This is a genomic window from Marinobacter bryozoorum (genome assembly GCF_023156245.1).
Taxonomy (GTDB): domain Bacteria; phylum Pseudomonadota; class Gammaproteobacteria; order Pseudomonadales; family Oleiphilaceae; genus Marinobacter; species Marinobacter bryozoorum.
This window is the reverse complement of record NZ_JAKZAH010000002.1, coordinates 14,258-36,032: the sequence shown is the minus strand read 5'-3', so window position 1 is coordinate 36,032 and position 21,775 is coordinate 14,258. Positions and strand designations below refer to the sequence as shown.

The window sequence follows — 21,775 nt, the reverse complement described above, 5'->3', positions numbered from 1 at the left end:
TCGCACACCCGATAAACGTTACAACCAACCAGGAATCCTGATGAACCACCAATCCCTGCTGGACCAAGTCCTCGAGATCGCCGACACCGCAAGCCGCAAGGTCATGGAAATCTACCAGACCGACTTCGAGGTGCAGACCAAGGACGACAACAGCCCGATCACCGCCGCGGACCTCGCCAGCCACCATGTCATCGTAGACGGACTCAAGGCATTGACCCCGGACATTCCCATCCTGTCGGAAGAATCCGCCAACGCACCCTGGAGCGAGCGCCAGGGCTGGACCCGCTTCTGGCTGGTAGATCCCATCGACGGCACCAAGGATTTCACCAATCGCACCGGCGAGTTCACCGTCAATATCGCCCTGATCGAAAACGGTGAGCCAGTCATGGGCGTGGTGACAGCCCCCGCCCTCAATGAAGCCTACTGGGGCATCAAGGGCGAGGGCGCGTGGAAGCGAGAGGCCGACGGCAGTACCCGCAAGCTCGAAGTAGTCAACCCGCCAGCCGCCGTGCGCGCGGTAGCCAGCAAGAACCACATGAACGAAGAAACCCGAACCTTTATCGAGCAACTGGGCGACCATGAACTGGTCCAGGCCGGCAGCAGCCTCAAGTTCTGCCGCATCGCCGAAGGCCAGGCCGACATCTACCCACGCCTGGGCCCCACCTGCGAATGGGACACCGGCGCCGCCCACGCCGTCCTCGTCGCCGCCGGCGGCAAAGTCACCCAGCTGGATGGCACACCGCTGGCCTATGGCAAGGAAAACGTGCTGAACCCATACTTCGTCGCATCGGGCGCCTGGTATTGACCAGGTAGCCTGGCATTCGGGCTGCTTTCAGCCTTGAGCATCATCACTCCAAATCGCAATTTTCCAAATGTGTCAGTATGTTGCAAATTATGTAGCGCAACGTAAATACCCGTAACGGTCTGTCAGACTGGGATCTGTATAACATTATTTAACAAGTGCCGTGGCTACCATTGGACCCGATTGTTCACGTGTTCACAGGAGTGGTCCCATGGGGCTTGGCAAACCAGGTTTTGGTTTAACGCTTGTCTTCCTTACGGCGATGCTGGCCGGGTGTAACGGCTCGTCATCGTCCGGTTCGGACGAATCTGCAGGGGCGCCAACGGGTAACCAGGATGATGAATCGCCGGCACCTGCCACCCCGGCCACCACCCCTGCGACCAAGGCGCTGGCCGGCTATGCCGTTAAAGGGGTGATCAGTGATGGCATCGTGAATGCCTGGCTGGTGAGCCCTGATGGCAGGCTCGAGGCGCTCGGTCAGAGCGCACGTACGGACCAGAACGGCCGGTACCAGCTCGAATTACCCGAACAGGCCAATTTCGTCCGGCTGGAGCTGACATCCGATGGCCAGACCCGCATGCGTTGCGACTCGGTGGATGGCTGCGCGGCCTACCCCGACGGGCAACCCGTGAGTTACGGGGAGGCGTTCTGGCCAGGCCCCAATCTCCGCCTCGAAGCGTTCGTGGAGGTGGATGACGATGGTAAGGTCAGCGGAAACATCACGCCCCTGAGCACGCTTTCTGCCACGGTGTTCAGTGCCCGAGGCACCGAAGGGGGAGTGCCAGGGCATAGTGAGGCAGCAGCCCGTGTCGCTCAATGGTTCGGCCTTGAGAAGGCCGGGTCCGTTGCCCGACCACTGGATATTACCGCCGGTATACCGGCTGATGCTTCCCCAGGCGAGCTCCAGGCAGCCATGATGGGCGCGGCGTTCATGGCCCTGGCCGAGGACTATCCGCGGCAGGGTATTCAGGGTGCAATCGATGCGTACACCATGGCGATACGCCTGGCAGGTGAGCTGCCTGACAAGGCTGGCACCGGGTCAGTAGGGCGGGATCGGCTGCTGGAACTGGCTGCGTACCAGACCTATGTCCACGCGCAGAACAGCCGTGCTGATCAAGTACCAGGGCGCCTCGAAGAGATCGGTGATGGCTTCTACAAGCTGGCGGAAAAGGTCCGGGGGCCGGTGGAGGTCGACAAGCCGAAGCCGCAACCCCGGCCTGAGCCAGCGCCAAAGCCGGAGCCAACGCCTCAGCCGGAACCAAAACCCGAACCGGCCCCGGAACCAGGCCCCCGTCCTCAGCCAACCCCGGAGCCAGAACCCCGGCCTGAGCCGGCACCCAAGCCAGAGCCAAAGCCTGAGCCTGAGCCTGAGCCAGAACCCAGCCCTGAACCCGACCCAGAACCAGAACCAGAACCAGAACCAGACCCCGTGGGTGAAGAAGATCCAGGCAGCGATAGCCCGGCCGACGATGATGGCGAACCAGTCCGCTCCGACCCGGACCCTGACGAAGGGCAGGTGGCCTCTGCCGTCACACTGACCTGGAGTGCACCGCTCACCCGGGCAGATGGAACCGCCCTGGCGATGGGCGAGATTGGTGGCTATACCATTCGCTATGGCCGGACCGATGTCATCGACGACATGCCGAATGAGCTGGAGGTCGCTGACGGGCAAGCCATGGAATATGTCGTCGAAGACCTTGGGGAAGGCAGTTGGTACTTCACCGTGCGTACCGTGGATACCGATGGCCTGACCAGTGCCTGGTCAGAGGTTGTGTCCCGGGAGCTGGCCAGCGGTGAATAGGGGTTTCCGGTACCTTGGCCACTAACGAAAAAGGCCGATAATCTGCTCGATTATCGGCCTTTCCTGGGGCCGGTGCTGGCCCGGACTTAACCTGCTACCCTTATTGCAGGGTTTGCTTGTCCAGGGTCTTCAGCTCCCGCTCCAGTGCAGCTGCATAGGAGCCCCGGGCCGTGCGGGCAATGGCCAGCTCGGCTTCCAGTTCCTCAATGTGGCGGTCGGTTGCCCGGAGGTTGGTAATCTGGGCCTTCGCCTGGTCGCTGAGGGCGTCTACCGGGTAGTCCTTGCCGTCAATCTTCACCATCGCAGCCGCCTGCTTCTTTGCTTTCTGCGCAGGTGCGGTCTTACGGGTGGTTGTCGTCTTCCCGGTAGTGCTGCCAGCGGCTGGCTTGCGAGTGGCGGTGCTGGCCTTTTTCGCGGGGGCCGCCTTTGCAGCGGGCTTCCGGGTACCGGTCTTTTTCTCTTCGGTCATTGTCGGGGTTGCTCCTGAGCCTGGATTAAAGTTCGTTGGCGTCTTTGAGGTTTTGCCGCAGGTTTTCCGCGTATTGCCCCTGGGCGGTACGCGCTATAGCGAGCCTGGCTTCCAGTTTGCGTACCAGGTCAGAGGCAACCCCGGCCTGCCTGGCAATCTCCTGGCCCTGGGGGTTGATCTTGTCAAGCTCGTAGGTCTTGCCATCGAGGGTGATGCTTTTCATCATGAACTATCACGACCTTTAAAACGAAGGTATCTTCAACCGGCGTCAGAAGTACTGAAATGTGCGGCGCGAGTCCGCGACGCTGGTTGCGCTTAAAGTCAAGGGCGCGATGATAACAAACTTTTCTTGCATCGTCATGAACGATCAGGGGTGCCGAAAAATGAGCATCCTTTAATGGTTCCAGGGTGCTTTGTTGACACAATGGACAGCCGACGCCTAGAATCCAGCAGCTTTTCAGGCCTGTCGGCCATGAAACAGAAAATTCGCCCTGATGGCCGGACATACCCGCCAGGGCACCACATTTCTTCACTGGTTAGCTGATTCCGATGTTCAAAAAAGCCAGAGCCGCTGCGGCGGAGCCTACCGAGCTTGAACTGGCCCTGAAAAACTGCCGTCAGGGTTTTATGGCTGCCGGGGTATTCAGTCTCTTCATTAATATACTCATGCTCGTCCCGGCCATTTATATGCTCCAGGTCTATGACCGGGCGCTGGGCAGTCGCAGCGTAGAGACGCTCATCATGCTGACCGTTATCCTGGTCGGGCTGTTCATCACCCTGGCACTCCTGCAGATGGTGAGGTCGGCCATCCTGGTGCGGGTGGGTAACCGTATCGACCAGAGCATGAACCAGAAGATCTTCTCTGCCATGTTCCGCCAGGCCATCGAAGTGCCCGGCCGGCAGAGCTCGCAACCGCTGAACGATCTGACCACCCTGCGGCAGTACCTGACCGGGCAGGGCCCCATCGCGTTCTTTGATGGTCCGTGGCTCCCGATCTACATTGCGGTCCTTTTCATGTTCCACACCTGGTACGGTGTGTTTGCGGTCATAGCGGCACTGATCCTTATCGCGCTGGCCGTGGCCAATGAGAAGCTGACCTCGGCCATGCTGGCCGATGCCAACAACAAGAACATCCAGTCCACCCAGTACGCCAGCTCCTGCCTGAGGAATGCCGAAGTCGTGCACGCCATGGGCATGGAAAACAACCTCCGCGGCAAGTGGCTCGACCGCCACCTGGGCTTCCTGGTCAACCAGGCGGACGCCAGCGACCGCGCCGGTATCCTTACCAACGCGTCCAAGACCCTTCGCATGCTGTTCCAGTCCCTGATGCTGGGCCTGGGGGGCTACCTGGCCATCCAGCAGGAAATTACACCGGGCATGGTGATCGCCGGTTCCATACTTATGGGGCGCGCGCTGGCGCCGCTCGACCTGATGATCGGGTCCTGGAAAGGCTTCAGCGGTGCCCGCTCGGCGTACAGCCGGCTGCGTGAGCTGTTTGAAAAATACTATTCCGACCGTCGCAGTATGCCTTTGCCGCCACCGGAAGGTCGCCTGACCGTGGACTCACTGGTGGTAATGCCCCCTGGCGCACAGACCCCGGCACTTCGTGGCGTGGGCTTCGGGCTTGAAAAGGGCGAAATGCTTGCCATCGTCGGTCCCAGCGCTGCCGGCAAGTCCAGCCTGGCGCGGGCCATCCTCGGTGTCTGGCCGGTGGCCAACGGCACGGTACGCCTGGATGGTGCCGACGTGCACCAGTGGAACAAGGCCCAGCTGGGCCCCTACGTGGGCTACCTGCCCCAGGATATCGAGCTGTTTGAGGGCACCATCAGCGAAAACATAGCGCGCTTTGCTGAGCCGGATCCGTCGAAGGTCGTGGCTGCAGCCCGCCTGGCCGGCGTCCATGAACTGATACTGCGCCTGCCCAACGGCTACGACACGCCCATCTCCGTTGCTGGCGGGGTACTGTCCGGTGGTCAGCGTCAGCGTATTGGCCTGGCCCGTGCTGTCTATGGCGATCCGCGCCTGATCGTGCTGGATGAGCCGAACTCCAACCTGGATGACCAGGGGGAGCAGGCACTGCTCAGCGCACTTGAAAATCTCCGTGAGAAAAAGGTTACCGTAGTGTTGATTACCCACCGTAAACCCATACTGCGGCTTGTGGATAAAATGCTGGTGCTGTCGGACGGCCAGGCCGTCGGCTTTGGTCAGCGTGATGATGTCATGAAGGCCCTGCAGAACGGCCAGATTGCCATCGGGGGAAACAGTGGCAAACCGGGTGCTGCCGGTAAGGCCATAGCCGGGAAGGGAGCCTGAGTATGACTAACGACTCCGCCCGCCGGGATGGCAATAAGGACGAACCCCAGCGCACATCCCCTGCAGACGAACAGGGCCGGGAAGAAGAAACCCGGGCCGGCAAGGCTGCTGATGAAAACGCCACTGACAGCGCCGATAACCCGGAGGCAACCTGGGAAGAAGTGGACGAATCAGCGCTGCCCGGTGAGTATCGCCGGGAGCAGCCGGATATTGACCAGAAAGCGGCTAACTCCATCGCCACCGACTACGGCAAGCGCATCCGTGCCGGTGTCATTGTACTGCTGATCACCTTTGTCGGCTTTGGCGGCTGGGCCGCATTTGCGCCCCTGGATGGTGCCGCAGTGGCGCCGGGCCAGGTGGTGGTGGATTCCCAGAACCGGGTAGTCCAGCACCTGGAAGGCGGTATTATCTCCGGCCTGTACGTCAATGACGGCGACAAGGTGGAAAAGGGGCAGCCATTGATTGAGCTGTCGGATACCCAGGCCCGCTCCGAGCTGGAAATCGTGGAGTCCCAGTTGTGGGAAATGCTGGGGCGTGAAGCGAGGCTCCAGGCCGAACGTATCGGGGCCGAAGCGATCAGCTTCCCCGAAGCGTTGCTTGAGCGCCAGGACCGGACAGAAATCAGCAATATCATCGAAGGCCAGAAATCGTTGTTCGAGTCCCGCACGGAATCCCGTGAGGGGCAGATCAGCATCTACGAGCAGCGTGTCAGCGCCCTGACCCAGCAAATGGAAGGCCTGCGGGCCATGAATCGCAACCTGAATTCCCGTATCAGCAGTTACCGTGAGGAGCTGCGCAACTGGCAGGAGCTGTTTGAGCAGGAGCTGGCTGACCGCACCCGCATCAATGAGATGCAGCGGGAGCTCTACCGCCTGGAAGGGGAAAAGGCCGGTAACACCTCCCAGCTCGCCGAGCTGGAAATCAAGGTGGGCGAAACCCGCTCCGAACTACTGGTCACTCGCCAGGAATACGCCGAGGAGGTCTCTGAGCAGCTCCGGGAAGCCCAGCAGCAGCTGGCCGATCTCAAGGCCCGCCGTACCGCATTGACGGACACTCTCGAGCGCACCACCATTACCGCACCGGCCACAGGCACGGTGGTTGGCATGAAGGTGCATACCGTGGGTGGCATCGTACAACCCGGCGACACCCTGCTTGAGGTGGTGCCGGAAGACCAGGAGTACACGATCGAATCCCGGGTACAGACCCAGGATATCGACCGGGTAGCCATCGGCCAGATGGCAGATGTGCGCCTGTCAGCGTTCAACCAGCAAATGGCCGATGTGGTTCAGGGCCGGGTTGTACGCCTGTCGGCAGACGCATTCGAGGACGAGCAGAATGGCGAGCGCTACTATGAAGCCCGTGTTGCCATCACCGAGGAAGGCATGAATATCATGAGTGAGCAGGGCATGTACCTGGTACCCGGTATGCCTGCCGAGGTCATGATCCGTACCGGCGAGCGCACCGTGATCGAATACCTGCTCGAGCCGGTTTCCCGAATGTTCGACAAGGCCATGCGCGAGGAATAATTCCATGACACAGGCAAGGCAGGTCGTCTTCATCCTGTTGGCGGGTGCTGCAACATTGTTCAGTGCCGGCGCCCAGGCCCAGGGCACAGTGGGTCTGGAAGAGGTGTACCGCAGTGCGCTGTCCCAGAACTATGGACTGCGCAGCCAGCAGTTTACCTACAAGGCCGAGGAAGAAGCCGTGCGGGAGGCCTGGGCAGGCGTCCTGCCCCAGGTCGATGCCACCGCCAGCTATGGTACGTCCGAGTACACCCGTGACTTTGATCTGCAGAGCAGCATCACAGACCGGGACGAGCACACCCGCTACGACGTCAGCCTCGACCAGGTGGTCTACTCGAAGAAAACCTTCGAAGCCATCCGCCGGGCCTACGCCGGCGAAAAGCTGGCCGGCGCCGAACTCAAGGGCCGTGAACTGGAAATCGGCTATGCGGCGGTGGAAGCCTACCTGAAGGTAAAGTCCCTCGAGGCAGAGATCGCGATTATCGAGGAGGAGCAACAGAGCCACCAGCGTCGCCTGTCCCAGCTTGAGAGCATGCGGGAGAGAGGCTTTGCTACCCGCGCTGACACCCTCGATGCCCAGGCCCGTATTGACGAAGTGATCGCCGAACTGACCGGCCTGCAGTCGGACTATCGCGCGGCCATTAAAAACCTGGAAGCCGTGTCGGGCCTCTCCCTGGTGAACACCGAGCTGGAGCCGGTAAACGCGGAAGCCTGGCAGAAAACCCCGGCGGTACTGCAGGGCCCCTGGCAGGACCTGGCGGTCAAGAACTCAGCCATGCTCGACCAGGCCGAAGCGGAGGTCGAGTTCGCTGACAAGACCCGTGATATGGAGTCAGCCGGTCACTGGCCCGAGCTCTTTGTCAGTGCCCGCTACACCAATAACGATACCTTTGCTACAAACCTGCGGGAGGAAACCCGGGTGGAGCTCCAGTTGCGGGTGCCGCTCTACCAGGGTGGTGCGGTGTCTTCCCGGACCCGCCAGGCCGAGAATCGCCTGGAAGCGGCCCGCTACGAGATGCGTGATACCCGCAACCAGGTCCAGGTCGAGGTGGCTCGTATTACCGAAGACCTGCAGGGCAGCTACAGCCGTATCCAGGCACTGAAAGCCGCCGAGGAATCCGCCAATGCAGCCCTTGATGCAGCAGAGAAAGGTTTTATCGGTGGGGTGCGTAGCCTGACCGACCTGCTGGACAGTCGTAACCGCCTGGCAGACATTCGCCGCAGTATCACCCAGGAAATCTTTTCCAACCTGGTGCTGCAGCATGAGCTACGCCAGGTGGCGGGAACTCTGTCCCAGAGTAACCTCATGACCGTAGACTGATGGGCTCTTTTCTCCGTTCCTCCGCCACGGAAAACCGTGGCGTGGCAAGCGCCGTCATCCGCCCCGTCCGGGAGCTGTGGCTATACCGGGGTTTCATTACCGGTACCGTAAAGCGGGAGTTCCAGAGTAAATACCTCAACTCGCTGCTGGGTGTGGCATGGACGGTGATCCAGCCACTGGCGATGATCATCGTCTACACTCTGATTTTTTCCCAGATCATGCAGGCGAAACTCCCCGGGGTCGAGAATACCTTCGGCTACAGCATTTACCTGTGCTCCGGCATTCTGACCTGGGGCCTGTTTGCTGAAATCACCGGGCGCGCCCAGAATCTCTTTCTCGAAAATGCCAACCTGCTGAAGAAACTCAGCTTTCCCTGGTTTTGCCTGCCGGTCACCGTGGTGCTCAGCGGTTGCCTGAACTTCCTGATCATCTTTGCGCTGTTTGCGCTGTTCCTGATTTTTACCGGCAACTTTCCCGGCTGGATTGTGCTGGCGATCATCCCGGTGCTGCTGCTGCAGCTTCTGTTTTCCATCAGTCTCGGGCTGGTGCTGGGCATCCTCAACGTCTTCTTTCGTGACGTCGGCCAGCTGTTCGCGGTTGTACTCCAGTTCTGGTTCTGGCTCACGCCCATCGTTTACCCGCTCAGCATCTTGCCCGAGCAGTTGCAGCAACTGATTCACCTGAACCCGCTGACCGGCCTGATGGGCGCCTACCAGGGCTTGTTTGTCAGCGCACAGGTGCCGGACTGGAGCAGCCTGATGCCGATTACGGCACTGGCACTGCTCCTGTTATGGGCATCGGTACGCCTCTACAGCAAGCACGCGGCTGAAATCGTGGATGAGTTGTAATGGCGGCAATCAGGGTTCGTGGCCTAGGCAAGGCCTACAAGCAATATCCGGGGCGCTGGGCCAGGCTGGCAGAGTGGGTGCTGCCCGGTGACCAGAAAAGGCATCATCTGCACTGGGTGTTGCAGGACATCGCCTTCGACGTTCCCCGGGGAGAAGCGGTCGCAATCCTGGGGGTGAATGGCGCTGGCAAGAGCACCCTGCTCAAACTGATTACCGGTACTACCCGGCCCACCACCGGCGATATTGAGATTGACGGACGCATAGCCGCCCTGCTGGAGCTGGGCATGGGGTTTCATCCGGACTTCACTGGCCGGCAGAATGTCTTTATGGCAGGGCAGCTACAGGGCCTGTCCGTCGCTCAGATCCAGTCGGTATTTTCGGAGATTGAGCAGTTTGCCGGCATTGGCGACTATATCGACCAGCCGGTGCGCGTCTATTCCAGCGGCATGCAGGTTCGGCTGGCCTTTGCCCTGGCAACGGCGGTACGCCCGGAAATCCTCATTATCGATGAAGCCCTGTCCGTGGGCGATGCGGCCTTCCAGCGCAAATGCTTTCGCCGGATAAACGAATTCCTGGAGCAGGGCACCACGTTATTGTTCGTGACCCATGACATCGACGCGGTAAAAAAGCTGTGCACCCAGGCGATCTTCCTCGAAAACGGCCGCATGGCCGCCTACGGTCCTGCCAGGCAGGTCAGTGACGCCTATGAGCGTTCGTTGTTCGGTGGCGACAGCCACCCGGGTGCGCCCGCCGCGACAGGGGACCCGAGCCAGGCCGACGGCGGTAACGGGCAAGTCAGCGCACAGGACGTTCCAGTAACCGGTCAGGTCGACCCGATGCTCACCTCCGACTGCGAGGTCACCTACGGCGATGGCCGCGCCACTATCGAAGAAGTCTGGCTGGAAAGCGAAAGCGGTGCCCGCGCCAACCTGTTTGGCAGTGACGAGCCTATCTTCCTGAATTTCCGGGTCCGGTTTAACCAGGCCGTTGACCATGCGGTCTTCGCCTTCATGATCAAGAACCGGGAAGGATTGAACCTGTTCGGAATCGATACGGCGGATGACAAGGCGCTCAGTGACAGGGCCTTCCAGGAGGGCGAGAGCCTGTGCTTCCGCTACCAGATCGGCAACGCCTTTGCTCCCGGCGTGTATTACATTAACTGCGGGGTCAGGGACGACCGCAGTACCGACCCGGTATTCCTCCATCGGCGGCTGGACACCCAGTTGTTCCGGGTTCGCAATGACGAGAAAACAACCGTCAAGTCCGGCATCATCAATGTACCAGCGATCATGACCATCAAGGAATTTCAGGCTTGACCGAGCACAGCAACACCTCCCCGGTTTTTATACATTCCCTGTTCCGCTCCGGCAGTACCTATCTGTTCAAGGCCTTCCGGCGCCTGGGCGATGGCTATACCTGTTTCCAGGAACCGCTCCACGAAATCACCGTCAAGGCCGCTGCCAACCCGCAGGTGCTGATAGACGACCAGGGCAACGACAAGGTCCGCGAGCTCCGTCATCCCCAGCTCGACAACCCCTATTTTTCCGAGCTCCATGCCCTTGGCGTGGAGGCACTGGAGCAGCTCTCGGAGCCGGAGGTCTATAACCACTGGTTTGCACCAGCCGGCCAGCCGGCAGGTATCGGCTTCTGGCGCACCCTGATTGACAAGGCACCGGCCCGTCCGGTTATCCAGGAATGTCGCAGTGCCGGGCGCATGGCCCTGATTCGGGAACAACTTGGGGGCTTCCATGCCCTGCTGTGGCGTAACCCACGGGACCAGTGGTGGTCCTACCAGGTGTCTCCCTACTTTGACCTGACCACCCAGCTGACCTTCAACGCGGCGGAACCGCCCGCCCTGGTTCAGCTGGCGGCGGAACTGGTTGGCTTCAAAGCCCAGCCCCATCCTCCGCTGGATGTGACCTACGACTGGTACCTGCACCGCCCACTGGCACCGGACCAGGCCTACCAGGCCTTCTACACCCTCTGGTTGCTGGCCATGCACTATGGCCTGCGTTACGCTGACCTGCTGGTCAATATTGACAGCCTGAGTGCCGATCCTGCCGAGCGACAGCGCGTTATCGAGGGCTTCGGCCGGGCAGGTGTCAGCGGGCTCGACTTCAGCGACTGCCATATGCCGGCGTCCTGGTACAGCGACGAAGAGCGGGCCCGTTTCGATGCCCTGGAGCATGAGATTCATCAGTTATGGTCCCGCGCCGGCCTGGCACAGCAAGACCTGGAGGCTATGCTTGCACTTCGCCAACAGCACGACCCGGACCAGTATCGCAGTGATACGGTCCCGGAGGCCGTAGCAGGGGAGCTGGCCCGCTATCGCGACCTGGTTCGCCGCAAACAACAGCAGCTGATCAGCCAGGGAGCGGCCAGTGACCGGGAGCTGCAGGCCTCCCATCGCCGGGAGGACCAGTTGCGGGATGAGCTGGCCCACCGGGCGGTCCTGGAAGAGTCCAGGGTTGTCGCCCTCCAGCAGGAGATCGCTACCCTCCAGAATGAAATCGACACCGTGCAGGCGTCCATCCACCGCCTTGTGGACAGTACTTCCTGGCGCATCACCGCACCGCTGCGATCGATCAAGCACGGGCTCAACCTGATGCGACAGTCCGACCGGCGGGCAAAGCTGCGTGACGCCCTGATGCCACGACTGGTTAAAGGGCTGGCTGCTGCAGACCGCCTGACCACCCGGTATCCGCGTATCCGGTCTGCTCTGCTGTCGACCCTGACCCGTGTGCCGGTCCTGTTTCGAATGGTGGAGCGGGTCAGTCGCCAGCGCCATGCCCCCGAGCCCATTGAGCACCAGGTACACCTGAGTTCCCGGGGGCGAGCCATATACCGGGACCTCACCGCAGAAATGGAACGCTACCAGTCACAACGGCAAGGACACGACAGCTGATGCGCATCGTTATCGACCTGCAGTGCCTGCAAACCAGCAGCCGTTACCGGGGGATCGGCCACTACGCCAGTTCGCTGGTCCGTAAGATGCTGGAGCTTAACCGCAGCCGCAGCGAGCCCCATGAAATCCTGTTGCTGCTCAACAGTTTTCACCTGGATGTCATCCGCGCGATCCGCCGTGACTGGCAGCAATGGCTCGGGCCCTCCACCATTCGCGTGTTTCACGGCATACCCGGCAGCGGCGAACTGATCGCCCCCAATGCCGGTATCATCCACGTTAACGAATACCTGCGTAACGACTACATAGAACGCCTGGAGGCGGACTTTGTGCTGGTGCTGTCGCTGTTCGAGGGTGTCATTGATGACTTTGCCTGTGATATCCCAGCGCGACGCCCCTGCGCCACCGGTGTTATCGGCTATGACCTGATTCCGCTGATCAGCCCCGACGAGTACCTGTCGGACCCAGTGATCAAGCGCTGGTATAACCGCAAACTCGACAGCCTGCGCCGGGCCGATCGTATCTTTGCCATTTCCGAAAGCTCCCGCCGTGAGTTTGAAACCATGCTGGCGCCGGCGCCGGGTGTTACCCATACCATTTCCTCAGCCTGCGATGAGGGCTATTACCCCCTGGACGGTGACACCGTTGACACCCGTCCACTGAACGAAATTGGCATCGACAACCCCTTCCTGCTCTACAGCGGGGCAGCCGATGAACGCAAGAACCTGAAAGGCCTGCTGGAAGCCTTTGGTCGCCTGGACAGCGCCCTTCGCCGTGACCTGCAGCTGGTGCTGGTGGGTAAATACAACGAGGCAGACCGTGTCCGGCTCAGCCGGCTTGCCCGCAAATACGGCCTGGCCCCGACGGACCTGGTCTATACCGGCTTTATATCCCAGGCGACCCTGAACCTGCTTTACAATCGCTGTGAACTGTTTGTCTTCCCGTCGTTCCATGAAGGTTTCGGGCTCCCCGTACTGGAAGCCATTACCTGTGGTGCGCCGGTCATCTGTTCCAACACCACCAGCCTGCCGGAAGTGATCGGCCTGCCCGAGGCGACCTTCGACCCCCGCAACGTTGACGAAATCAGTGCGCTGATCCAGCGAGTGCTGACCGATGCAGACTTCAGGCAGCGGCTGACCGATCACGGCAAGCATCAAAGCAAGGCCTTCAGCTGGGCAGACACGGCGGCCAGGGTGCTGGAAGAAATACCACGGGCTGTGTGGCCTGCTGGTGAGGTATCCGCGCCAGGCGATACCGGGCCGGCAGCCAGGGCGCGCACCGTGGCCAGGCTGCTGTGTGACTGGGAGATGGACGACAACCTGGTGCGCCAGGCGGCCAACTGCATGGCCGCCAATGACCTGGCCCTGAGTCAGCGGGCGCCTTCGGCCAGTTACCACTGGCGTATTGAGGGCCCCTTCGACTCATCCTACAGCCTGGCCCTGCTCAACCGGGAAACCGCCCGTGGCCTTGCCGCCATTGGCCAGCAGGTCAGCCTGCACTCCACCGAAGGGCCGGGGGACTTTGACCCGTCAGCCGACTTCCTGGCGCGCAACCCGGACATAGCGGCCATGCACCGGCAAAGCCGTGAACCGGAGGGCGCGCCGGTGGATATCGTCAGTCGCAACCTGTATCCCCCCAGGGTTAACGACCTGGCCGGCGATGCCCGCTTCCTCCACCTGTACGCCTGGGAAGAGAGCGGCTTTCCGCCAGAGTGGGTCGAGCAGTTCAACCAGCACCTGACGGGGCTGACCTGTCTGTCGGAGCATGTTCGCAAGGTCCTGGTCGATAACGGGGTATGCCTGCCCATGGCGGTCAGTGGCTGTGGCGTGGACCACTGGGACCGGATTGAGCCTGAACCCATGACCGTGGGCGGCCGAAGCTTCCGCTTCCTGCATGTTTCGTCCTGCTTTCCCCGCAAGGGTATCGCGGTGCTGCTTGAGGCCTGGGGGCAGGCATTTACCAGCGAAGACGACGTCAGCCTCGTCATCAAGACCTTTGAGAACCCCCACAACACCGTCCGTGAGATGCTGGCGGAACACCAGCAGCAAAACCCCGGCTACCCCCATGTGGAAGTCATCATGGAGGACCTGCCGGACAGCCAGTTGCGGTACCTCTATGAACACTGCCATGCCCTGGTGGCGCCCAGCCGGGCGGAAGGCTTTGGCCTGCCCCTGGCCGAAGCCATGCTCAGCGGACTGCCGGTGATTACCACGGCCTGGAGTGGCCAGCTCGACTTCTGTAATCCGGAGACCGCCTGGCTGGTGGATTACCGCTTCCGCCTGGCCGACACGCATTTCGAGTTATACGATTCGGTATGGGCCGAACCAGACGTTACCCACCTGGCGGAGACCCTCCGGCAGGTGCGCCAGGCTGACCAGGCCCTGGTAAAAGACCGCACCGCAGCCGCCATCAGCCTGTTGCGGGAACAGTTCAGCTGGGAGCAGGTGGCACTGCGCCTGGTCACCCAGGGAGAGGATATCCGCCAGCAAAGGGCAGGGCAGGACCTGGCCCGCCCCCTGAATATCGCCTGGGTGAGCACCTGGAACCAGAAGTGTGGCCTGGCCACCTATTCCAGGCACCTGACCGAACAGAACGTCACCGACCGGATCAGGGTGCTGGCACCGGTACTGGAGGATGACCCGGTGAGTGCGGATGAGGACTTTGTCCATCGCTGCTGGCGCCAGGACGACGCGGATAACCTGGAGGCCCTGGGCGATGCCCTCCTGGAAGGCAATCCCGATGCCGTCGTCATCCAGATGAACTACTACTTTTACGACTACCAGGCCCTCGAGCACCTCATTACCCGGCTCAAAGGCGCGGGCGTGGTGGTCACCGTAACGCTTCACTCCACGGTCGACCCGGAACCCCGCAAGGCCCTGGCGAACCTGCGCCGCGCCCTGGAGCTGGCTGACCGGGTGATCGTGCACACGCCGGCCGACCTCAATCGCCTGGTCGCCGCCGGAGTCACCGATAACACGGTACTGATTCCCCACGGCATTGCCGATTACCAGCCACAGCCGGTAAACTGGCCATTTGAAGGCAAGCGATGCATCGCCTCCTATGGGTTCGCGCTGCCCCATAAAGGGCTCGAGCAACTGCTGGAAGCCTTTGCCGCCCTGCGTGAAAGCCACCCGGACCTGGTGCTGTTGTTGCTGAATGCCGAACACACTGATCCTTCGTCCGCGGCTTTTATCAAGGCCCTGCACCAGCGAATCGACGAGCTGGGGCTTACCGGGCACGTCAAAGCGGAGCACAACTTCCTGCCGGACGGCGAAAGCCTCGGCTTGCTCAGCCAGGCGGATGTCATCGCCATGCCGTATCAGGGCACCGGCGAATCCTCCAGTGGCGCCGTCAAGATGGCCCTCGCTTCAGGCACCCCGGTCATGGTGACCCCTTTGCCCATCTTTGATGATGTGGCAGAGGCGGTTGACCGCTTCGAAGGTACCGACGCGGAATCCATTCGCCAGGGCCTGGCCCGGGCCCTTGAAGGCCAGCTCCGGCAAAGCCCGGAAAGCGTCAACAAGTGGAAGCAGGCCCATTCCTATCCGGCCGTGTCCCGGCGACTGTTCAACATGTTGCGCTCGCTGTGGATCAATCAGTAGCCAATGACCACCAACGGAAGACACCCAGAGAGACAAGTAACCATCATGAACGCACTGATCACAGGGATTACCGGCCAGGACGGCGCCTACCTGGCTGAGCTGTTGCTGGACAAGGGCTATACCGTCTACGGCACCCATCGCCGTACCAGCTCGGTGAACCTCTGGCGCCTTGAGGAGCTCGGAGTCACCGATCACCCCAACCTGCACCTGGTTGACTTTGACCTGACCGACCTGTCTTCCGGCATCCGCCTGTTAAAGGAAAGCGGCGCGACCGAGGTCTACAACCTGGCCGCCCAGAGCTTTGTCGGGGTGTCCTTTGACCAGCCCATCACCACCGCCGAAATCACCGGCCTGGGTGCGGTAAACCTGCTGGAGGCGATCCGTATCGTCAACCCGGCCATTCGCTATTACCAGGCGTCCACCTCTGAGATGTTTGGCAAGGTGCAGTCGATCCCCCAGAACGAAGCGACGCCGTTCTATCCCCGTAGCCCCTATGGGGTGGCCAAGCTCTACGCCCACTGGATGACCGTTAACTACCGGGAGTCCTACGACCTGTTTGCCACCAGCGGCATCCTGTTCAACCATGAATCCCCCCTGCGTGGCCGGGAGTTCGTCACCCGCAAGATCACCGACGCCGTGGCCCGTATCCGCCTGGGCCAGCAGGACTGCCTGGAGTTGGGCAACCTTGACGCCAAGCGTGACTGGGGCTTCGCCCGCGACTATGTTGAGGGCATGTGGCGCATGATGCAGGCACCACACCCGGATACCTACGTACTGGCCACCGGCCGTACAGAAACCGTACGGGACTTTGTCACCATGTCCTGTAACGTGGTTGATATGCCCGTGGAATGGCACGGCGAAGGCGAGCAAGAGCACGCCATCGACCCACGCACCGGCAAAGTGGTCGTTCGCATTAACCCGCGGTTCTACCGGCCTGCCGAGGTGGACCTGTTGGTGGGTGACGCCAGCAAGGCCCGCAAGGAACTGGGCTGGGAGCCTCACACCACGCTGGAGCAGATCTGCGCCATGATGGTGGAGTCGGATATGCGCCGTAACAAGGCCGGGGTGTCCTTCTGATGGGACCGGCCAGCACCACCAACCGGCAGGGGCCGGTCTGTGACCGGGTGCTGATCACCGGCATCCATGGATTCACAGGCCGCTACCTTGAACGTGAGCTGGTCCAGGCCGGATACCGGGTATACGGTACCAGCTCCGAGCCGACGGACAGCCCCGGCTGTTACCAGGTCGACCTGCGCGAACCGGAGCAGCTGGCCGCCGTCATCCGGCACGTGCGCCCGCAGGCGGTCATTCACCTGGCAGCCCTGGCCTTTGTGGCCCATGGCAGCCCGGAAGACTTCTACCACGTCAACCTGCTGGGCACCCGTAACCTGCTGCAGGCCCTGGCAGACAGTGGGCACGACCTGCACCGGGTCATCCTCGCCAGCAGTGCCAACGTCTACGGCAACAGCCGTGGCGGCATGCTGGACGAAGATACGCCGCCGGCACCGGCCAACGACTATGCCGTCAGCAAGCTGGCCATGGAGCATATGGCCAGGCTCTGGCAGGACACACTACCGATAACCATTGTGCGTCCCTTCAATTACACCGGGGCAGGGCAGCCGCCGCACTTCCTGGTGCCCAAGATCGTCGAGCATTTCCGGCGTCGGGAGCCGGTGATCGAGCTGGGCAACCTGGACGTGGTCCGCGACTTTAACGATGTAAGGGCCGTTGCACAGGCCTACCGGGGCTTGCTGGAAGTAGATGCCGGAGGGCAGACCGTTAACATTGGTTCAGGGAAGGGTCGCAGCCTTGAAGACATTATCGCCATCTGTGAGCGCCATGCGGGCTACGACATAGAGGTGCGGGTCAATCCCGCCTTTGTGCGCGCCAACGAAGTGAAAACACTGGTGGGTGACATCAGCCGCCTGCAGTCCCTGTTGCCGCAATGGCAGCCGGTTGCGCTGGAAGAAACCCTGGCCTGGATGCTGCAGGGCGGGGAGTCAGCCCGCTGACAGGGCGCCCGCCATCTGCAGCAGCCCCCAGACGGCGACCAGGCCGCAGAGCGCGCCCAGTATGTTCGCGGTCATATCCAGCCAGCAAAACCCGGAGCCCCAGAGCCCGTCCCAGATCTCCTTCGCCAGCCCTACCATCAAGGTCAGCACCAGGGCGGTTGTCGGGCTGCCGGTCAGCGGCCAGAACGTTACCACCAGCACCAGGCAGATCGCAAAGTGTTGCTGCTTGTCACCTTCCATTAACAAATTGGCAATGTGGCGGATATGCTGCTTGACTATCAAGGGTTTTGCCATGAAACTTCAGGTACCTGTCATAAAAAAGGGGGTTACCCCACGTAAAGGCAGGAGATTCAGTGCTGCAGGAGCCCCGGGGGAAGGCTTTCCGGGTATCCGCGCACGCAGCAGGGTGGCGATAGTAATGAAACGGACCACACCTGTCCAACCAGATCGCTTTCCGCCATCGGTTGGCGTGGTTTCCGGGTTCTGAAATCGCTTGCCATGCAAGGGGTTGGGGCTGCATGAATGTAAATTTTTGTAGCTATGTTAACTTTTAGCCATTTGGTGCCGGGGGGCGGTTGACCTTGCCTGAGTGGATAAGATATAAACGCCAAAGCGACAGATCGAGGCTTATTTCGTAATGATATCGGCGGAATTCTGTACACTTGTCGGCTTGTTGTGAGCCCGTGCAGGTGGTAGCATTCCGGCGATATTAAAGCGATGCTCGCTCGCGGTATTTGTAACCCAGCCGTCTACGTTGCGGCGGTTACATCTGAGATGTTCGACCTTTAGGGTTTCTCGCCCAGAGGAAGTGCATGTCAGGCTGGCATCGACGGATGCCTGGGGCTACAGCCAAGCCTGAATTAGTCGTTTCGACTTAACCAATGGAGAATAAAGAGTTATGGCAACTTATACTGTTGAAGAACAGGTTCAGCAGCTTTACGTCGGTCTGTTGGGCCGTCCTGCTGATGCAACGGGGTTTAACTACTGGGTTGAAGAGATCAAATCCGGCACACTGACTCTGGAAGAAGTTCGTTCCAACTTTGTTAACGAGCAGCCGGAAGGTCAGGCTATCTACGAGTCCGGCGACCGTGTCGCTATCGTACAGCAGCTGTACAGCAACCTGTTCGACCGCGTTCCTGCTGTTGACGACGAAGGCTTCGATTACTGGGTGAACGGCGAAGGCGCTGGCGTTCCTGCCGATCTGCTGGTTTACGCCCTGATCAACGGCGCTGGCGCCGACGATCGCGCCACCTTGGACGCGAACGTTGCCGAAGCTCAGGCTGCTACCGATGCTGATGGTGAAGAGCCTCAGGAGCCTTCTGTTCCGGGTGAAGACTTCCGTCTGACTGGCGAGTCTGATGATCTTGTTGGTACAGCTAACGATGACACGTTCGACGGACGTCCGGAACTCCTATCAGGGCGTTAACGTTAACTCTCTGTCTACTGCTGACACCATCGACGGCCAGGGCGGTAATGACACCCTCGACGCTATTCTGACGGCTGAAGCTGGTTACTGGGGGCCGCTGGACGTCCAGCCCACTATTCGCAACGTCGAAGACATCAAGTTCGAAGCTCGTGACGGCATTTCTTACATGAGCATCGAAGACTATCTGGACGGCGATAGCGCAGAAGTGATCGTAGACGCTAAAGATATCGCCGACGTGGACAAGATCGGTTCCAGCTTCTCCGATGGTGACCTGGTTATCGAAAACCTGACTACCCTCACCAGTAACGGCCAGGCTCGCAACACTGAAGAAGTTACTGTGACTATGGATCACACTGACAACTTCAACAGTGACGGCGATGCCTCTGACCTGACCGTTTACTTCGACGAAGACTACCTGCTGGCCGGCCAGTCCCGCACTACCTCCCAGGCCAACTACTGGCTGCTGGACGAAGATAGCCAGGACTACCAGAATGCACCGCTGCTCAACATCGAGCGTTTTGGTGTATCCCTGAACCTGGACGGCGAGCCGGTCGACATTGCAATGCCCGTAGACGTGGCTGAAGCCGCTGACACCTGGGAAGCTTTCGCAGCTGGCCTGCAAGCATCTATCGACCAGCAGGTTGCTGATGGTAACTCCGCACTGGAAGGCCTGTCTGTAGTTGTAGACCGGACCAACACCGACGCTACCTACAACGACTTCGGTAACCTGGTTACCATCCCGGCAATCACCATCATCGACAGCCTGGGTCGTGAGCTGGAGCCGACTGGCTTCCTGTCTCCGGAAGACGCCACTGGTGCGTTCGATATCTACGGTGATTTCGACAACCAGCCGTCTCAGCAGCTGGACAAGCCTGTAACCGTTAACGTTGACCTGCACAAGGTTGGTCGTGAAGGTGAAGGCGGCAACCTGGTGATCGGTGGTAAGTCTCAGGACGCAGACGAAGGCAACGGTATCGAAGTCTTCAACATTGACGTACTGGGCGCGGATAACAAGCCGAGCAACCTGGGCATGATCAGCTCCACTAACGGTGCCCTGCGTACTGTTAATATCGCCACTGCTGATGAGTACGTGGCTGGTGAGACTCACGCTAGTCTGACTGTTCGTGGTGAAAATGATTACGGCGACGACCTGCCATTTGGTGGCACTGTTGACATGATCAACGCCACTCAGTTCCTGGGTGATCTGACCATCGGTAATGAGAATGCAGCTCAGAACGTTAATACTCTGAATGCGACTGGCGGTGGTAATGTTTGGTTCGATGCTTCCCTGACCGAAGCTGGATCTTTCAATTACACCACTGGTGCTGGTAACGACTCAGTGATGGTTACTGTTTCGGCTGAGCCGATTGTGGGTAATCAGGTCATTAACGTGAACACTGGCAGTGGCGACGATATGGTCGACCTTACCGTGTTTAACAATGCCTCTGCTACCGTTGTTGCAGGTTCTGGTAACGACGTTGTTTATACCGACAACACTGGTGCCAAATCGTCTTGGACTGTTGACCTCTTTTCTGCAGATGAAGGTGAGACCCCTGCGTTTGACCTGTATACGCTCTCTGAGATTGATACCGACTATACGGATAGTCGTGCCATTCTTTACGGCGCCCAGATCGCGGTTACTTTCTCTGACGCCTCCTCCGAAGCGCTTGGTTGGAATGATGGCTATGAAAGTGTGGTAGATATCCTTGGCCCGGGTGAAGTGCTGGGCGATGCAACTGATATCAACGAAGCGATCAAGCGTGCAATTAACGAAGATGCGGTACTTAGCAAACTGTTAATGGCCGGAAACGGCCCTGATGGTAGCTTGGTGATCACCTCGAAGGTGGATGGTGTATTTAACGAGCAAAGTTTGCAGTTTAAGCTGCTCGAGGCTGATGCCCTCGACGAAGCCGACGCCCGTTATGTTCGCCCCGGTCAGCAAGACACCATCGAACAAGCGGTCAAGGAAGCCGTGAGCGACTCCACCTATGACTTCCAGGCTGGTCACTTGCAGAGCGAACAAGTAGCCAATGCTCAGGATGGCTTCTTCGCCGAAGAAGGTGGTTATGGAAGCAACGGCACTGTCGTCGACCTGGGCGCAGGTAGCGACCTGGTTGTACTCAGCACTGAAGCTAACAGCTCTGAGACCATCAAGTTCAGTGAGTACGGTAATGGTTTCAACACCATTGTTAACTTCACTGACGCTACCGGTGAGTCCGGCGTAGATAGCCTGGACTTCTCCAACTACCTGGTAACCAAGGAGCAAAACCCGACCAGCGATAGCACATCTGAGATTTCTCAGGTTCTGGTTAAAGGTGGTTACTCCAACACCGAAATCGACGCTAACCAGGTAACATTCTGGGACTTCGATGGCGATGCTCCCAATGGTGAGACCTTCGATGGCATCACCAGCACCAACCTGTTGGCTGCCTTGAACGGTGATGAAGCCTATGGTGATATCACAGATATCGTCACTGACTTCAGCGACGGCGACTATGTTGGCAACGCATATAAAGCCGTACTGATGATCGAAGATGACGGTGATGACGGTGCGTACCAGGCATGGGATCTGACAGTTGGACTGAACAGCGATGGCGATACCGTTGCGACTCAGGCTCAGCTGATCGGTACCTATGACTTCGGTGACAGCGTTGATATGACGCAAGCTGTCTAAGAAGCGCTTGTGAAGTAGATTGGCCAGGTAGCTTTCCGAGCCTGGCCACTGCCCTCGACGTTCTAAGAACTGGGAAGGGTAG

At 59.9% G+C, this 21,775-nt stretch carries 16 protein-coding genes; 13 read left to right on the top strand and 3 right to left on the bottom strand.

Annotated features, from left to right (window positions below; all coding sequences use genetic code 11):
- Positions 1 to 40: 40 nt before the first annotated feature.
- Entirely contained in the window at positions 41 to 805 is a 765-nt protein-coding gene (gene cysQ / locus MLC59_RS01270; protein WP_248230227.1) for a 3'(2'),5'-bisphosphate nucleotidase CysQ, read from the top strand.
- Positions 806 to 1,013: 208 nt separating this feature from the next.
- Positions 1,014 to 2,603 carry a fibronectin type III domain-containing protein gene (locus MLC59_RS01265; RefSeq protein WP_248230226.1) on the top strand — a complete coding sequence of 530 codons (1,590 nt, stop codon included), beginning with the start codon at positions 1,014 to 1,016 and terminating at the stop codon, positions 2,601 to 2,603.
- Positions 2,604 to 2,703: 100 nt separating this feature from the next.
- Here the strand turns inward: MLC59_RS01265 and MLC59_RS01260 are convergent, their stop codons facing one another.
- Together MLC59_RS01260 and MLC59_RS01255 are read right to left on the bottom strand one after the other, a co-directional pair.
- The gene (locus MLC59_RS01260) at positions 2,704 to 3,072 is read right to left on the bottom strand and encodes a DUF6447 family protein (RefSeq protein WP_248230225.1); all 369 of its coding nucleotides are present in this window, start codon (positions 3,070 to 3,072) and stop codon (positions 2,704 to 2,706) included.
- Between the two features lie 25 nt (positions 3,073 to 3,097).
- Positions 3,098 to 3,298 (bottom strand): DUF6447 family protein, encoded by a 201-nt coding sequence (locus MLC59_RS01255; RefSeq protein WP_248230224.1) that lies wholly within the window; start codon positions 3,296 to 3,298, stop codon positions 3,098 to 3,100.
- Between the two features lie 323 nt (positions 3,299 to 3,621).
- Between MLC59_RS01255 and MLC59_RS01250 the strand changes: the two genes are divergently transcribed.
- From MLC59_RS01250 to MLC59_RS01205, 9 genes are read left to right on the top strand one after another with little or no spacing between them, the layout of a single operon-like run.
- Positions 3,622 to 5,385 (top strand): type I secretion system permease/ATPase, encoded by a 1,764-nt coding sequence (locus tag MLC59_RS01250; RefSeq protein ID WP_248230223.1) that lies wholly within the window; start codon positions 3,622 to 3,624, stop codon positions 5,383 to 5,385.
- A 2-nt stretch (positions 5,386 to 5,387) separates the two neighbouring features.
- Positions 5,388 to 6,911 (top strand): HlyD family type I secretion periplasmic adaptor subunit, encoded by a 1,524-nt coding sequence (locus tag MLC59_RS01245; RefSeq protein WP_248230222.1) that lies wholly within the window; start codon positions 5,388 to 5,390, stop codon positions 6,909 to 6,911.
- Positions 6,912 to 6,915: 4 nt separating this feature from the next.
- Entirely contained in the window at positions 6,916 to 8,229 is a 1,314-nt protein-coding gene (locus tag MLC59_RS01240) for a TolC family protein (protein WP_248230221.1), read from the top strand.
- Between the two features lie 41 nt (positions 8,230 to 8,270).
- Positions 8,271 to 9,077 carry an ABC transporter permease gene (locus tag MLC59_RS01235; protein WP_345799738.1) on the top strand — a complete coding sequence of 269 codons (807 nt, stop codon included), beginning with the start codon at positions 8,271 to 8,273 and terminating at the stop codon, positions 9,075 to 9,077.
- The gene (locus MLC59_RS19890; protein ID WP_282450806.1) at positions 9,077 to 10,393 is read left to right on the top strand and encodes an ABC transporter ATP-binding protein; all 1,317 of its coding nucleotides are present in this window, start codon (positions 9,077 to 9,079) and stop codon (positions 10,391 to 10,393) included. Before MLC59_RS01235 ends, MLC59_RS19890 begins: the two co-directional genes overlap by 1 nt.
- Positions 10,390 to 11,982 (top strand): HlyD family secretion protein, encoded by a 1,593-nt coding sequence (locus tag MLC59_RS01220; protein ID WP_248230220.1) that lies wholly within the window; start codon positions 10,390 to 10,392, stop codon positions 11,980 to 11,982. The genes MLC59_RS19890 and MLC59_RS01220 overlap by 4 nt, the downstream gene beginning before the upstream one ends.
- A complete protein-coding gene (locus MLC59_RS01215) occupies positions 11,982 to 15,581 on the top strand; it encodes a glycosyltransferase (protein ID WP_248230219.1) in 3,600 nt (1,199 codons plus the stop codon). Before MLC59_RS01220 ends, MLC59_RS01215 begins: the two co-directional genes overlap by 1 nt.
- A gap of 45 nt (positions 15,582 to 15,626) precedes the next feature.
- Entirely contained in the window at positions 15,627 to 16,658 is a 1,032-nt protein-coding gene (gene gmd / locus MLC59_RS01210; protein ID WP_248230218.1) for a GDP-mannose 4,6-dehydratase, read from the top strand.
- Positions 16,658 to 17,593, top strand: coding sequence for a GDP-mannose 4,6-dehydratase (locus tag MLC59_RS01205; RefSeq protein WP_248230217.1), 936 nt, complete (start codon positions 16,658 to 16,660; stop codon positions 17,591 to 17,593). The genes gmd and MLC59_RS01205 overlap by 1 nt, the downstream gene beginning before the upstream one ends.
- Here MLC59_RS01205 and MLC59_RS01200 read toward each other — a convergent pair.
- The gene (locus MLC59_RS01200; RefSeq protein ID WP_248230216.1) at positions 17,582 to 17,887 is read right to left on the bottom strand and encodes a YfiM family lipoprotein; all 306 of its coding nucleotides are present in this window, start codon (positions 17,885 to 17,887) and stop codon (positions 17,582 to 17,584) included. The genes MLC59_RS01205 and MLC59_RS01200 overlap by 12 nt on opposite strands.
- Positions 17,888 to 18,491: 604 nt before the next feature.
- Between MLC59_RS01200 and MLC59_RS01195 the strand changes: the two genes are divergently transcribed.
- Together MLC59_RS01195 and MLC59_RS01190 are read left to right on the top strand one after the other, a co-directional pair.
- Positions 18,492 to 19,019 (top strand): DUF4214 domain-containing protein, encoded by a 528-nt coding sequence (locus MLC59_RS01195; RefSeq protein ID WP_248230215.1) that lies wholly within the window; start codon positions 18,492 to 18,494, stop codon positions 19,017 to 19,019.
- Positions 18,976 to 21,693 (top strand): hypothetical protein, encoded by a 2,718-nt coding sequence (locus tag MLC59_RS01190; RefSeq protein ID WP_248230214.1) that lies wholly within the window; start codon positions 18,976 to 18,978, stop codon positions 21,691 to 21,693. Before MLC59_RS01195 ends, MLC59_RS01190 begins: the two co-directional genes overlap by 44 nt.
- Positions 21,694 to 21,775 lie beyond the last annotated feature (82 nt).

Bases quoted from the DNA above. Each gene is read 5' to 3' on its own strand.
- MLC59_RS19890 (WP_282450806.1), top strand. From the start codon at position 9,077: ATGGCGGCAATCAGGGTTCGTGGCCTAGGCAAGGCCTACAAGCAATAT.
- MLC59_RS01260 (WP_248230225.1), bottom strand. From the start codon at position 3,072: ATGACCGAAGAGAAAAAGACCGGTACCCGGAAGCCCGCTGCAAAGGCG.
- cysQ (WP_248230227.1), top strand. From the start codon at position 41: ATGAACCACCAATCCCTGCTGGACCAAGTCCTCGAGATCGCCGACACC.
- MLC59_RS01195 (WP_248230215.1), top strand. From the start codon at position 18,492: ATGGCAACTTATACTGTTGAAGAACAGGTTCAGCAGCTTTACGTCGGT.
- MLC59_RS01245 (WP_248230222.1), top strand. From the start codon at position 5,388: ATGACTAACGACTCCGCCCGCCGGGATGGCAATAAGGACGAACCCCAG.
- MLC59_RS01265 (WP_248230226.1), top strand. From the start codon at position 1,014: ATGGGGCTTGGCAAACCAGGTTTTGGTTTAACGCTTGTCTTCCTTACG.
- MLC59_RS01190 (WP_248230214.1), top strand. From the start codon at position 18,976: ATGACACGTTCGACGGACGTCCGGAACTCCTATCAGGGCGTTAACGTT.
- MLC59_RS01240 (WP_248230221.1), top strand. From the start codon at position 6,916: ATGACACAGGCAAGGCAGGTCGTCTTCATCCTGTTGGCGGGTGCTGCA.
- MLC59_RS01250 (WP_248230223.1), top strand. From the start codon at position 3,622: ATGTTCAAAAAAGCCAGAGCCGCTGCGGCGGAGCCTACCGAGCTTGAA.
- MLC59_RS01200 (WP_248230216.1), bottom strand. From the start codon at position 17,887: ATGGCAAAACCCTTGATAGTCAAGCAGCATATCCGCCACATTGCCAAT.
- MLC59_RS01205 (WP_248230217.1), top strand. From the start codon at position 16,658: ATGGGACCGGCCAGCACCACCAACCGGCAGGGGCCGGTCTGTGACCGG.
- MLC59_RS01255 (WP_248230224.1), bottom strand. From the start codon at position 3,298: ATGATGAAAAGCATCACCCTCGATGGCAAGACCTACGAGCTTGACAAG.
- MLC59_RS01215 (WP_248230219.1), top strand. From the start codon at position 11,982: ATGCGCATCGTTATCGACCTGCAGTGCCTGCAAACCAGCAGCCGTTAC.
- gmd (WP_248230218.1), top strand. From the start codon at position 15,627: ATGAACGCACTGATCACAGGGATTACCGGCCAGGACGGCGCCTACCTG.